The sequence below is a fragment of the Nakamurella alba genome (assembly GCF_009707545.1).
In the GTDB taxonomy this organism is placed as follows: Bacteria; Actinomycetota; Actinomycetes; order Mycobacteriales; family Nakamurellaceae; genus Nakamurella; species Nakamurella alba.
Genome location: NZ_WLYK01000001.1, coordinates 791,890 through 804,688 on the forward strand (window position 1 = coordinate 791,890; position 12,799 = coordinate 804,688).

Below are 12,799 nucleotides of genomic sequence, written 5' to 3' on the forward strand. Positions count from 1 at the left end.
CGGTTCGGACACCGCGCAACCTCCGTTCGGGTCGCGCGTCGGGCCGGTCGCTCACCCGTCGCTCACCCGTCGGCACCCACGGGTCAGCCGGCCGGGTCCTCCCGGTACAGCCGGGAGTAGAGGCCACCGGCGTCCAGCAGGTCGGCGTGCGTGCCGGTCTCGACCACCCGGCCGTGGTCCATCACGACGATGGAGTCGGCCCGGGACGCGGTGGTCAACCGGTGCGCGACCACGACGGTGGTACGGCCCTTGGCCAGCCGGTCGGTCGCCGCCAGCACGGCGGCCTCGGCCGCGGGATCGAGCGCCGCGGTGGCCTCGTCGAGCAGCAGGATGTCCGGGTCGACCAGCTCGGCGCGGGCCAACGACACCAGCTGCCGCTGTCCGGCCGAGAGGTTCCGCCCGCGCTCGTCGACCCGGTGCCGGAAACCACCGGACAGCGCGGCCACCGCGTCGATGGCGCCGACCGCGCGGGCGGCCGACTCGACCTCGGCGTCGGTGGCGTCCGGTCGGCCGTAGGCGATGTTGTCCCGGACGGTGCCGGCGAACAGGTGCGGCTCCTGCGGGACCACGCCGAGCCGCCGCCGGTAGGACGGCAGGTCGAAGTCCCGGATGTCGGTGCCGTCCACCCGCACGGTGCCGTCGGTGACGTCGTAGTACCGGGCGATGAGCTTGACCAGGGTCGACTTCCCGGCGCCGGTCGGGCCGACCACGGCGATCGTCCGGCCGGGCGGGAACTCCAGGTCGACGTCCACCAGCGCGGGTGACGCCCCCTCGTCGGCGGTCGAGTACCGGAAGCCGACCCGCTCGGCGCGCACGTCGCCGGCCAGCGGCGGGGCGGTGAGCGGGTGCGCGGCGACCGGTGTGCTGGTCGGGGTGGACAGCAGCTCGCCGATCCGGCGCAGGCCGACCGCTGCCTGCTGGTAGCTGTCGAACACCTGGGACAGCTGCTGGATCGGGGTGAAGAAGGAGTCCAGGTAGAGCACGAAGGCGATCAGCGTCCCGGCGGTGACGGTGCCGGCCGCCACCCGTTCCGCGCCGACCCCGAGGACCAGGGCCGCGGCCAGCTCGGAGAGCAGCGCGACGAACGGGAAGTAGACGGAGATGGCGGTCTGCGCCCGCATCCGGGACCGCCGGTAGTCGTCGCTGCGGGCGGCGAACCCGGCGGCGTTCGCCTGCTCGCGCCGCATCGCCTGGGTGATCCGCATCCCGGAGACGTTCTCCTGCAGGTCGGCGTTGACCGCGCTGACCTTCTCCCGGGCGTCGTCGTAGGCGCGGGCGGAGAACCGGCGGAAGTAGAAGGTGGCCACGAACAGCGGCGGCAGCACGGCGAAGGCCAGCAGCGCCAGGCCGGGGTTCATCACCACCAGGGCGATGGCGATGCCGAGGAACGTGGTCAGCGAGACCACCGAGGTGACCAGACCGGTCTGCAGGAACGTCGACAGCGCATCGACGTCGGTGGTCATCCGGGTCATGATCCGGCCGGACATCTCGCGCTCGTAGAAGTCCAGGCCGAGCCGCTGCAGGTGCGCGAACTCGCGGGTGCGCAGCGTGTAGAGCACGCCCTCGCCGGCCTTGCCGGTGACCACCAGCTGCCGTCGCTGCACCACGTAGTCGACGGCGACCACCAGCAGAGCCAGCCCGGACATCAGCCACACCACGTCCATCGCGCCGGCCGACACACCGTGGTCCACGCCGCCGCGGACCAGTGCGGGAATGGCGATCTGCGCCGCGGCGTCCAGGGCCACCAGCACCAGCGCGGTCCAGAGCAGGGCGCGGAACGGCCGCAGCGCGCCGCCGAAGGAGAACCGGCGGCCCTCGCCCGCGGCGACGGCCTCGTCCACCGGTCGCTCCGGCGGGTCGTCGGTGCCCGGCGGCAGCTGCCGCACCTTCTCCAACAGCTCCGGGGTGGCCTGCACGGCACCGCCCATCAGGCCGCCTCCGGGTCCACCGCCCGCGGGCCGCATCCGGGGTCCGACCCGGGCGGCCGCCGCGGCCGCGAGCCGGGCACCGTGATCGGCCGGGTCGCCGTCGTCCGCCGGGTCGGCGTCCGGCCACAGCTCGGGTGTGACACCCCCGTCCACCGGTGCCGGGCGGGCGGTCCGCAGCTCGACCCCGCCGCCGTCGAGATCCCCGGTGTCGCCGCCCAGCAGCTCCCGGTAGGGAGCACAGCGCAGCAGCAGGTCCTCGTGGCTGCCCTGGTCGACGACCCGGCCGCCGACCACCACGGCGACCTGGTCCGCGAGCTCGAGGGTGGACCGGCGGTGGGCGATCAGCAGCGTGGTGCGGTCCCGGGTCAGCCGGTGCAGCGTGGCGTGGATGGCGGCCTCGGTGGCCGGGTCGACCGCGCTGGTGGCGTCGTCCAGCAGCAGCACCCGTGGGTCGGTGATCATCGCCCGGGCGAGCGCGAGCCGCTGCCGCTGGCCGCCGGACAGGGTGAGACCGCGCTCCCCGATGACGGTGTCGTACCCGTCGGGCAGCGCGCTGATGAACTCGTCCGCCTCGGCGGCCCGGGCCGCGGTCCGCACGTCCTCCGCGGTGGCGTCCGGCCGGCCGTAGGCGATGTTGGCGCCGATGGTGTCGGAGAAGAGGAAGGCCTCCTCGAACACCACGCCGACCGTGCCGCGCAGTTCGGCGAAGGACAGCCGGCGGATGTCGGTGCCGGCCAGCGCGACGGTGCCCTGCTGCGGGTCGTAGAAGCGGGGGAGCAGCAGCGAGACCGTGGACTTGCCGGAGCCGGACGCGCCGACCAGGGCGACCGTGGCGCCGGCCGGGACGTGCAGGTCGAACCCGTCGAGGACCGGTTCGTCCGAGGTGTAGCCGAACCGGACCGCGGTCAGGTCGACGGCGACCGGCCCGTCGGGCAGCCGCTCCGGCCGGTCCGGCTCGGTGACGGAGGCCTTGGAATCGATGATGTCCAGCACCCGCTCGACCGACGCGCGGCCCTGCTGGGCCAGCACCAGCAGGTAGGACAGGGTGCGGGTGGGCGCGACCAACTGGGCCAGGTACAGCGAGAAGGCCAGGAAGGTGCCGAGCGAGACGACACCGCGCAGCGCCAGGTAGCCGCCCAGGGCCAGCACACCGACCTGGCCGATGGCGGTGACCGACGACAGGCCGGGGGAGATCCGGGCGGTCAGCCGGACGGCGCGCAGCCGGTCCCGGTACAGCCGGCCGGCGCCGGTGCGCAGCCGGCGCAGCTCCCGCTCCTCCTGGCCGAAGCCCTTGACCACGCGGACGCCGGTGACGTCCTCCTCGACGATGTCGGCGACCTCGGCCGCGGACTGCTGCGCCGCCCAGGTCGCCGGGAACAGCACGATCCGGGTGGCCCGGACCAGCAGCCAGACCGCCGGGACCACCAGCAGCGCCATCACCGTGAGCAGCGGTGACAGGAACGCCATCAGCACCAGCGACGCGACGAACAGCACCACCTGCCCCGCGGACAGCGGCACCATCGCGAGCAGGCCCTGCACCACCTGCAGGTCGGAGGACGCGCGAGAGACGACCTGGCCGGTGCGCAGTGCGTCCTGGCCGGCGCCGTCCAGCCGGGACAGCGCACCGAACACGTCCTGCCGCATGTCGTGCTGCACGTCCAGCGACATCCGGCCGCCCGCCCAGCGACGCAGGAACGAGGACCCGAACCGGACCAGGGCAAGTGCGACCAGGGCGACGATCACCGGCGCCAGGGCGTCGGTGCGCCCGTCCGTCGCGTCGTCGACGGCGAGACCGGTGAGCCACGGGGTCAGCGCGCCGAGGCCGACGCCGCCGAGGCCGGCGACGGCGGCCAGCGAGGTGATGACCTTGTGCCGCCAGCAGTAGGCCCAGATCCGGGCGATCCACCGCCGGTGGCCGCCGGCCGCGACCGGAGCCGTCGTTCCGTCGGTCGGCGCCCCCGGAGCGGTGGTCCCGGTCGTCCCGGTGGCGGTCGAAGGTGGCACGCCGCCACGGTAACCACGCGCCCCGACAGCCCGCCCCCGGGTTTCGCCGCGGGCGTAGCCCGGCCCGGGATCGGTACCGGCGGCTCAGTACAGGTGGAAGCTGGAGAGGAAGACCGCCAGCAGCAGGATCAGCAGGAGCACCAGGACCAGCCCGACGATGCCGAGCACCAGACCGGCCACCGCCGCGCCGCGGTTGGTGGCCTCGCCCCGCCGGGCCCGGCCGATCCCGACCGCGCCGAAGACGATGGCCAGGATCTGCAGCACGCCGGCGATCAGGATCGCTCCGCCGCCGCTGCCGTTGCGCATGCCGAAGGCGCCCAGGTCGAAGACGATGCCGATGATCCCGAGCACCAGGGCCGCGGTGCCCATGCCGTTGCGCCGCTGTCCGGGCGGGGGCGGCTGCATCGGGTAGCCGCCGGGGTACTGGCCCGGGTGCTGACCGGGATAGCCGTGGCCGGGCGCGCCGTATCCCGGGTAGGCACCGGGCGCCGCGTACGTCGGCTGCCCGGGAGGCGGGTAGGCCGGCTGTCCCGGATAGGCCTCCGGCGCGGCGGCCGTGGCCGCGTACGGATCCGCGCCCTTGGTCAGGTCCGGCGTGCCCCCGTCACCGCTGTAGGGCAGGGCACCTCCGTGGTCGGGTGCCTGCTCGGGTCCGTCGTTCTGCACTGGCGGGCTCCTGTGGGTCGGTGTCGGTGCTGCTCCTGACCGGAACCGTACCGAGCCGCGCAGCCCGGAGGGGACCGATCACCGCTACGGTGCGCTGATGACCGGCAGCCGGGGTGATGCACCGAGCGACGCCGCCGTGGACGTGCTCGTCGTCGGCGGTGGCCACAACGGCCTGGTGGCCGCGATCCTCGCGGCGCAGGCGGGCCTGCGGGTGCGGCTGCTGGAGGCCGCCGACCACCTCGGTGGTGCCACCCTGGGCGCCGCGGTGTTCCCCGGGATCCCGGTCCGGCTGAGCCGCTACTCCTACCTGGTCTCGCTCTTCCCCGCGGAGCTGGCCGACCGGCTCTGCATCACCCTGCCGCTCGCCTCCCGCCGGGTGTCGTCGTACACCCCGGTCCGCCGGGACGGCCGGGCCGGCGGCCTGCTGGTGGAGCGGGATCCCGGTCCGGCCACCGAGGCGTCCTTCGCCGCGCTGACCGGCGGCCGCGCGGAGTTCGCTGCCTGGCAGCAGTTCTACGGCGAGCTGGCCGCCCTCGCCGCCGTGGTCGCACCCGCCCTCACCGGGCCGCTGCGCCGCCGGTCGGCGGTCCGCGACGCCGTGGTCGCCACCGCCGGCAGCCGGATCTGGGACGAGATCGCGGAACGACCGCTGGGCGAGACCATCACCGGCCGGTTCGCCGACGACACGGTGCGCGGGGTTGTGGCCACCGACGGCCTGATCGGCACCCACACATCGCTGTTCGACGCCGGGCTGCTCGCCAACCGCTGCTTCCTCTACCACCTGATCGGCCGCGGCACCGGGGAGTGGCTGGTGCCCGTCGGCGGCATGGGTGGGGTCGCCGACGCGCTGCTGGCCCGGGCGCGCGGGCTCGGTGTCGACCTGGTCACCGACGTGACCGTCGCGCAGGTCCACGAGGCCGCCGACGGGGTGGTCGCGGTGGACACCACCGGCCGGGAGTGGCCGGCCGCCCATCTGCTGGCGGCGGTGGCACCGGCTGTGGTGGCCGGCTGGCGCGGTGAGGTGCCCGACCGGCCGGTGGGCGCCCAGATGAAGATCAACATGCTGCTGGACCGCTTGCCGCGCCTGCTCTCCGGCGCCGATCCGGCCGAGGCCTTCGCCGGGACCACGCATCTCGAGGAGAGTTTCGACCAGCTCGAGGCGGCGTACCGGTTGTCGGTGGCGGGGGCGCTGCCGACTGCGTTGCCCGGCGAGGTCTACTGCCATTCGCTCACCGATCCGGGCATCCTGGCCGGCCGGGGCGGCGCCACGCTGACCCTGTTCGGCCTGCACACCCCGGACGCGCTGTTCCGCGCCGATCCCGTGGCCGCCCGGGCGGCGGCGGCCCGGTCCGCGCTGGACGCCCTGCAGCTGCACCTGGCCGAGCCGCTGGAGGAGTGCCTGGCCCGGGATGTGGACGGCCGGCCGTGCCTGGACGTGGCGTCCCCGCTCGACCTGGAGCGGGACCTGCTGATGCCGGGCGGGAACATCTTCCACGGTGACCTGTCCTGGCCGTGGCTGGCGGACGACGAGGAGGTCGACTCCCCGGCGCAGGCGTTCGGCGTGGCCGTTCCCGGCAGTCGCCGGATCCTGTTGGCCGGAGCGGGATCCCGCCGCGGCGGCGGGGTCTCCGGACTCGGCGGCGCGGCCGCGGTCGACGCGCTGCTCGCCTGATCGATCGGCGAGGGCCCGGATCAGCGCAGGGCGAGGCGGACCACCAGGGCCCGGTGGTCGCTGCCGCCGATCCGTTCGGTGTGCGTGCCGAGCACCCGCCACTGCTCGCCCGTGTAGAAGACGTGGTCGATCGGGGTGGCCAGGGCCGACGGCAGGGAGGACGGCCAGGTGCCCTCCGCGCCGCGACCGGCGGCGGTCGCGGCGTCCACGCAGTGTCCCAGGTCGGCGAACGCCGGATGGTCGACGGTGGTGTTGAAATCACCGGCCACCACGGCGTTCCCGGTGTTCCGGCACTGGTCCAGTGCGATGCCACCGTAGTGCTGCCAGGTGCCGTACCCGACCGCGGCGACCGGGGCCGGCGGGTGCACGGCGGCCAGCACCGGCCCGTCCCCGGAGACCGGTTCCACCCGCACCGCGCCGAGCATCATGTACGGGGCCGCCACCTGCCGGTAGCCGCCGAGGCCCTCGGCCACCAGCAGGCTGGTGGTCTGGGTCGGGCCGGTGCCGTCGGAGCCGTGGAACACCTGGTACCGGAGTCCCTGTGCCGCGAGCAGTTCCGCCGCCCGGCGGGCCGTCACGGCCGGTGTCTCCGGCAGCGCCACCACGTCCGCCCCGGCCGCGACGACCAGGCCGGAGATCTGCTCGGCCGTCGTCGCGCTGTGCAGCGTGTTGAACGAGACCACCGTCAGGTCGGCCGCTGTCGTGGTGTCCGGGGCGGCCGACCAGCCGCGGGCCAGCACGATGCCGCCCTGCACCAGGGCGAGGGCCAGCAGCGTGCCGGTGGACACCAACCGGATCCACGGCCGTCCGGTGCGCGGCAGCAGCAGCGTGGCCGCACCGACCACCGCCGCACCCAGCAAGCCCAGCGCGGTCAGCCCGCGGAAGGAGACGGCGTGCAGGTAGCCCGGAGTGCCGGCCAGGCCCACCGCGTCCGGGTCGACGGTGAGCACCGCGGCCAGCAGTCCGGCACCGACCGGCAGCCAGGCCCACCGGCGCCACCGGCGGGACGTCCGGGGTGCGGCGGTCTCCCCGTGGGCGGTCCCGGTCATACGTCCAGCGTGCCCGACCCCGGGTGATCCCGGTGTGGGAATCGGGCACCGGCCGGTGTGATGTCCGGCGGGTCGTGCTGGGATCATGCTCGGCAGCGACCGGTCGGCGGTCGGGGACCGGAGGATCACGTGACCGATCAGGAACTGCTCGCCGCCGCGGTGTCCGCCGCCCGCCAGGGTCTCGCCGAGGGCGGTATCCCGATCGGCGGTGCGCTGGTGGTGGACGACGAGGTGGTCGCGATCGGCTGGAACAAGCGGGTGCAGCTGGGCAGCGCCATCCGGCACGGCGAGACCGACTGCCTGGAGAACGCCGGCCGGCTGCCCGCCTCGGTCTACGCCCGCGCCACCATGGTGACCACGCTGTCCCCGTGCGACATGTGCACCGGCGCGATCCTGCTCTACAAGATCCCGCGCGTGGTCATCGGCGAGAACCGTACGTTCCTGGGCGGAGAGGAGCTGCTGCGCAGTCGCGGCGTGGACGTGGTGGTGCTCGACGACTCGGAGTGCGTGCAGATGATGACCGACTTCATCGCGGCCGAGCCGAGCCTGTGGAACGAGGACATCGGCGTCCAGGACTGACGTCCGTGACTGATCGGGCCGGGTCTGATCGGGAAGGGGGGACTCAGCCGCCCAACGTGGACAGCCAGAGCTGCGCGTAGCGCGGGCCGTCGACGGCGAGTGCGACGTCGACACCCGTGGCGCGCAACGGGTTCGGGTCGGTGCTGTGGTCCCCGGCCCAGGTCCGGCGGTCGACCAGGGTCTGCCCGCGGGCAGGCCCGGAGTCCAGCACCACCTGTACCGGCAACAGCTGCGTGGTCAGTCCGTCCGGGTCCGCCACCGCGCACACCGTGCCGGCGTCGCCGATGGTGGCGCCGTCGCGGCCGAAGGTGCGGGCGGAGAACCGGAGCAACCGGCCGGCCAGCTGGGCGGCCGGATCGGGCAGGGCGGCCAGCCGGTCCGCCTCGTCGACCGTGACCACGACGTCCTCGAAGACGTCGAGACCGTACATGGTGACCGGGATGTCGAGCTCGCCGGCGGCGCGCAGCGCCACCGCGGCGGCCTCCGGGTCGTGCCAGATGTTGAACTCCGCCGCAGCGGTGGCGTTGCCGCGGCCGGCCGAGCCGCCCATGAACAGGATCCGCTCGATGCCGGGTGCGACCTCTGGGTGGGTGCGCAGCAGCAGGGCGATGTTGGTGAGCGGCGCGCTGGGCACCAGGGTGATGCGCTCGCCGATGCCGATGGCGGTCATCAGCACCTGGTGCAGCAGCTGCACGGCCGTCGACGACGACGCCCGCCGGTCGCTGGGCCGGGAGAACCCGCCGAGGCCGTCGGCGCCGTGCACGTGCCCGGCGTGCTCCGGGTCGACCAGCAGCGGGTGGGTGGCGCCGCGGGCCACCGGGATCTCCGGGGCACCGGCCGCGTCCAGCACGTACAGCGTGTTGCGGACCACCTGGTCGACCGGGGCGTTCCCGGTCACGCAGGTCACCGCCCGCAGGTCGATGTCCGGGCTGCGCACCGCGAAGAGCAGGGACAGGGCGTCGTCGATGCCGGTGTCGACGTCCATCACCACCGGTGTCGGGCTCATCGGCGGGCGGCGGCCTCGGCGAGGCGCTGCTGCCGGCGCTGCCAGCGCTGCGCCAGGATCACCGCGGCCACCGCGCCGAAGGCGATCGGCACGATCCACAGGTACCAGGCGGCCTGCAGGGTGAACACGGTCAGGAAGGTGAAGAAGAACAGCATCACGCTGACCAGCAGGACGTGTGTGGAGCGGGGGACGCGGGCTTCCGGCGGCGTGGGGTTCGACACCCCACCAGCTTGCCACCATCCGCGGGAGATATATCGCTCCCGTAGCGCGACCGACACCAGCACCCCCCGGTCGCCGCCTAGCGTCGGTGGCATGCGGATCCTGGTCGTCAACTGCAACACCTCGGCCGGGATGACGGCCGCCATCGGCGATGTCGCGCGGGCAGCGGCTTTGCCCGGGACCCGGGTCGTCGCCGTGGAGCCGTCCTGGGGGGTCTCCTCCGCCGAGGGTTTCTACGAGAGCTTCATCTCCGCCGCCGCCGTGCTGGATCTGCTGGCGACCACCGAGGAGAGCTTCGACGCCGTGGTGATGGCCGGATTCGGCGAGCACGGCCGGGAGGGTGCGCGGCAGCTGCTGGACGTGCCGGTGGTCGACATCACCGAGGCCGCAGCGGCTCTCGCGGTCCTGGTGGGTCACCGGTTCGGCGTGGTCACCACGGCACCGACCGCCGTCGCCGGGATCGAGCACTCGCTGGCCACGGCCGGCGTCGCCGGGCGGTGCGCGGGCATCCGCGCCACCGCCATCGGCGTGCTGGACCTGCACGGTGACCTCGACCGCACCGCGGCGGCGCTGATCGCCGGCGGCCGCGAGCTGATCGCCGCCGGAGCCGACGCGCTGGTCCTCGGCTGTGCCGGGATGGCCGGGCTGGACCTGGAGCTCGAGCGCGCGCTCGGTGTCCCGGTGATCGACGGGGTGGCCGCCGCCGTCGCGCTGTGCGAGTCGCTGGTCCGGCTGGGCAAGACGACCAGCAAGGCCGGTCCGTACACCCGCCCCGACCTGCTCAAGGACCGGCCGGGGTGGCCGGTCGGGCTGCACCGACCGGTGCCGGTCGACGCCTGAGTCTCCAACGGCCTGGACTTATATAAGTCTGAGGTTCTAGTGTGGTGCGGGTGCGGCGGATGCCGCATCATCGGCTCGCCCACCGAGAGGACCGACCATGCAGCTCGACGGACTCCTGCAGCGCCGCGACGGTGCCCCCAGCGCGACCTTCGTCCGGGAGTACCGGACCACCGCCGCCGACCTGTGGTCGGCGGTGACCGACCCGGCCCGGATCGCCCGCTGGTTCGCCCCGGTCGGCGGTGACCTCCGCGCCGGCGGCGACTACGAGATCGACTTCGGTCCCGGCAACCGGACCCACGGCACCGTGCTGGCCTGCGACGACGGCGGCTACCGGATCAGCTGGTTGGTCGAGGGCCGTCCGCTGGGCGAGGTCGAGGTCCGCATCCGGGACGCGGCCGGCGGGTCGGAGCTGGCCGTGATGCACACCCTGCTGCCCGAGGACCAGTGGATCGGCTACGCCGCCGGCTGGCACGCCCACCTCGACTCCCTCGGCGCAATACTCGATCCCACCACGCCGGAGTCCGCGGGCGAGTTCGACTGGGACAGCACCTTCTCCGCCGTACTGCCCGGCTACCGGGCCCTGGCCGCGCAGGTCTGAGCACCCCCTCGCCGCAGCAACACCCTCACCGCAGCAACATTCTCACCGCAGCAACACCTTCACCGGAGCAACACCGACACGACACCCGCAGGTGGTACCCCCGACCGATTCGCGGCCGACAGTCCCGGGGTGTGACGACCATCGAGATGGTGCCGGGCACGTACCCGGGAACTGCGTCTGCCGGTGGCTACCGGCTGGGCCTGGCCGCTGTTCGCAGCGATGTGCTGGCCGTGTGCGAACTGCGGGACCAGGTGTTCCGCATCGAAGGGGGAGCGCGGACCCCCGGCCCCGAGGGTTTCGACATCGACGACTTCGACGACATCTGCGACCACCTGGTGGTCTGGTGGTCGCCGGACGGCATCCGGCCCGAGATCCCGGTGGCCACCTACCGTCTGCTGCCACCGGGGCAGAACCACCGGCGCCCGCGGCACGCCGGCCTGTACGGGTCCGGGGAGTTCGACCTGCGCCCGCTGGACGGGTTGCTGGAGTGGACGGTCGAGGCCGGCCGGGCCTGTGTCCACCCGGATCACCGCAGTGCCACGGCGATCTCGCTGCTCTGGCGGGGGATCGCCCGGTACATGGCCGGTGCCGGCCACCGGTACCTGCTGGGCTGCGCCTCCTTCCACGTCGAGGACGGCGGGCGGGCGGCCGCGGCGTTCGCCGACCTGGCCGCCCTCGGCCACCGGGCGCCGACCGCGCTGCACTGCACACCGCGCCGGCCGTTCCCGATGGCCGGGATCCCGGCCGCCTCCCGCGCCGAGGTGCCACCGCTGGTGCGCGGGTACCTGCGGCTGGGCGCCCAGGTGTGCGGCGCGCCGGCCTGGGACGAGGACTTCGGCACGGCCGACTTCCTGATGCTGCTGGATCTCCAGCAGACCGACCAGCGCTACCTGCGGCGCTTCCTGGGGCCGATCCGTTGACCCGCACCGCGTCCCGGCCGGCACCGCCGTGCCGGCGTGCCGCGTGCACGGCCGACTGCGCCGGCCACCCCGGCGCGACGGTCGGCCCGGTCACCCGGGCCCGCCGCTGGTGCGCGCTCGCGGTGGCGCTGGCGGTCGGGCTCACCTGGCTCGGTCTGGTGCTCGCCGTCCCGGGGCCGGGGCGCATCCGCCGGACCGCGCGGGCCCGCACCCGCGGATCCCGCTGGGTGCTGCGTGCCCTCGGCGTGCGCCGGGAGGTCACCGGCGCGCCCCGCAGCGGGCCGTCGCTGGTCGTCGGCAACCATCTGTCGTTCCTCGACATCCTGGCCTTGTCGGCCGGTGCGCCGATGTTGATGGTCGCCAAATCGGAGGTGGCCGGCTGGCCGGTCATCGGCTGGGCGGCGCGCAGCAGCGGCAGCATCTTCCTGCGCCGGGACAGCCTGCACGACCTGCCGCGCACCGTCGATGACATCACTGCGGCCCTGCGCTCCGGCCACCGGGTGCAGGTCTTCCCGGAGGGCACCACCCGCTGCGGCACCGCCCTGGATCCCTTCCGCCGGGCCGCTTTCCAGGCCGCGATCGATGCCGCGGTGGTGGTCAGCCCGGTGACGGTGCGCTACCGGGATGCGAGCGGGGCGTCCACCGCGGCGGCGTTCGTCGGCGACGAGTCGCTGCTGCGGTGCCTGCGCCGGGTGGTGGCCAGCCGCGAGCTGGTCGCCGAGATCCACTGGCTGGTACCGGTGCCGGCCATTGCGGGCACCGGCCGGCGGGCGGTGGACCGACGCACGGTCACCACGCTGGTGGAGTCGGCCGTCGCCCGGGATCTCGGGATCCCGGTGCTGCACCGGGATGTCGCCCGGCGCGGACGACCGGGACTACGCGTCCTGCCCGGCGCACCGCGCGCAGCGGCCGCGGTAGATGACCTCCGCCGCCTCGACGACGAAGCCGCCGGCCTCGCCGCCGGGTGACGGCGGCGGTACCGGGAGGGCGGGGACGTCGAAGATGGCGCCGCACCCGGTGCAGACCAGGTGGTGGTGCTCGGTGTGCACGTTCGGGTCGTACCGGGTGATGCGGTCGCCGACGCTGACCGCGAGCAGCTCGCCCGCGTCCACCAGCTCGCCCAGGGTGTTGTACACGGTCGCCCGGCTGATGTCCGGCAGCACGGCGACGGCCTGCTCCAGCACGTCGTCGGCGGTCAGATGCACGTGCTGCGACGCGCTCACGTCGAACAGTGCACTGATCACCCGGCGCTGCGGGGTCATCCGCCAGCCACGGGTGGTCAGCCGCTCGGTCAGGGTGGGCACGGGTCCAGGATAGG

12 protein-coding genes are annotated in these 12,799 nt (G+C 74.2%); 6 read left to right on the top strand and 6 right to left on the bottom strand.

Going from position 1 to position 12,799, the window contains the following annotated elements:
- Positions 1-83: 83 nt before the first annotated feature.
- Positions 84-3,932 (bottom strand): ABC transporter ATP-binding protein, encoded by a 3,849-nt coding sequence (locus tag GIS00_RS03490; RefSeq protein WP_322097433.1) that lies wholly within the window; start codon positions 3,930-3,932, stop codon positions 84-86.
- Positions 3,933-4,016: 84 nt separating this feature from the next.
- Positions 4,017-4,598, bottom strand: coding sequence for a phage holin family protein (locus GIS00_RS03495; protein WP_230312740.1), 582 nt, complete (start codon positions 4,596-4,598; stop codon positions 4,017-4,019).
- A 97-nt stretch (positions 4,599-4,695) separates the two neighbouring features.
- On the opposite strand from GIS00_RS03495, the gene GIS00_RS03500 reads away from it, so the two are divergent.
- The gene (locus tag GIS00_RS03500; protein ID WP_154766966.1) at positions 4,696-6,270 is read left to right on the top strand and encodes a phytoene desaturase family protein; all 1,575 of its coding nucleotides are present in this window, start codon (positions 4,696-4,698) and stop codon (positions 6,268-6,270) included.
- A gap of 20 nt (positions 6,271-6,290) precedes the next feature.
- On the opposite strand, the gene GIS00_RS03505 is transcribed toward GIS00_RS03500, so the two are convergent.
- Positions 6,291-7,319 (bottom strand): endonuclease/exonuclease/phosphatase family protein, encoded by a 1,029-nt coding sequence (locus GIS00_RS03505; protein ID WP_196073098.1) that lies wholly within the window; start codon positions 7,317-7,319, stop codon positions 6,291-6,293.
- A gap of 129 nt (positions 7,320-7,448) precedes the next feature.
- Here GIS00_RS03505 and GIS00_RS03510 point away from each other — a divergent pair, with 129 nt between their 5' ends.
- Positions 7,449-7,898, top strand: coding sequence for a nucleoside deaminase (locus tag GIS00_RS03510; protein WP_322097434.1), 450 nt, complete (start codon positions 7,449-7,451; stop codon positions 7,896-7,898).
- Positions 7,899-7,941: 43 nt separating this feature from the next.
- Here the strand turns inward: GIS00_RS03510 and GIS00_RS03515 are convergent, their stop codons facing one another.
- Positions 7,942-8,904 (bottom strand): nucleoside hydrolase, encoded by a 963-nt coding sequence (locus tag GIS00_RS03515; RefSeq protein WP_154766969.1) that lies wholly within the window; start codon positions 8,902-8,904, stop codon positions 7,942-7,944.
- Complete coding sequence (locus GIS00_RS03520; protein WP_154766970.1) at positions 8,901-9,125, bottom strand: hypothetical protein; 225 nt, start codon at positions 9,123-9,125, stop codon at positions 8,901-8,903. The genes GIS00_RS03515 and GIS00_RS03520 overlap by 4 nt, the downstream gene beginning before the upstream one ends.
- Positions 9,126-9,216: 91 nt before the next feature.
- Here GIS00_RS03520 and GIS00_RS03525 point away from each other — a divergent pair, with 91 nt between their 5' ends.
- The 4 genes from GIS00_RS03525 (at position 9,217) to GIS00_RS03540 (ending at position 12,449) form a co-directional block, all read left to right on the top strand.
- Entirely contained in the window at positions 9,217-9,963 is a 747-nt protein-coding gene (locus GIS00_RS03525; RefSeq protein ID WP_154766971.1) for an aspartate/glutamate racemase family protein, read from the top strand.
- Positions 9,964-10,060: 97 nt separating this feature from the next.
- Positions 10,061-10,561, top strand: coding sequence for an SRPBCC domain-containing protein (locus GIS00_RS03530; protein ID WP_154766972.1), 501 nt, complete (start codon positions 10,061-10,063; stop codon positions 10,559-10,561).
- A gap of 146 nt (positions 10,562-10,707) precedes the next feature.
- A complete protein-coding gene (locus GIS00_RS03535; protein ID WP_230313096.1) occupies positions 10,708-11,481 on the top strand; it encodes a GNAT family N-acetyltransferase in 774 nt (257 codons plus the stop codon).
- Positions 11,478-12,449: a lysophospholipid acyltransferase family protein gene (locus GIS00_RS03540; RefSeq protein ID WP_196073099.1), complete on the top strand. Its 972-nt coding sequence runs from the start codon at positions 11,478-11,480 to the stop codon at positions 12,447-12,449. Before GIS00_RS03535 ends, GIS00_RS03540 begins: the two co-directional genes overlap by 4 nt.
- Here GIS00_RS03540 and GIS00_RS03545 read toward each other — a convergent pair.
- The gene (locus GIS00_RS03545; RefSeq protein ID WP_322097435.1) at positions 12,357-12,785 is read right to left on the bottom strand and encodes a Fur family transcriptional regulator; all 429 of its coding nucleotides are present in this window, start codon (positions 12,783-12,785) and stop codon (positions 12,357-12,359) included. The genes GIS00_RS03540 and GIS00_RS03545 overlap by 93 nt on opposite strands.
- Positions 12,786-12,799: the final 14 nt, after the last annotated feature.

Coding starts and splice junctions, on each gene's coding strand:
- GIS00_RS03500 (WP_154766966.1), top strand. CDS start 4,696: ATGACCGGCAGCCGGGGTGATGCACCGAGCGACGCCGCCGTGGACGTG.
- GIS00_RS03505 (WP_196073098.1), bottom strand. CDS start 7,319: ATGACCGGGACCGCCCACGGGGAGACCGCCGCACCCCGGACGTCCCGC.
- GIS00_RS03515 (WP_154766969.1), bottom strand. CDS start 8,904: ATGAGCCCGACACCGGTGGTGATGGACGTCGACACCGGCATCGACGAC.
- GIS00_RS03525 (WP_154766971.1), top strand. CDS start 9,217: ATGCGGATCCTGGTCGTCAACTGCAACACCTCGGCCGGGATGACGGCC.
- GIS00_RS03530 (WP_154766972.1), top strand. CDS start 10,061: ATGCAGCTCGACGGACTCCTGCAGCGCCGCGACGGTGCCCCCAGCGCG.
- GIS00_RS03535 (WP_230313096.1), top strand. CDS start 10,708: ATGGTGCCGGGCACGTACCCGGGAACTGCGTCTGCCGGTGGCTACCGG.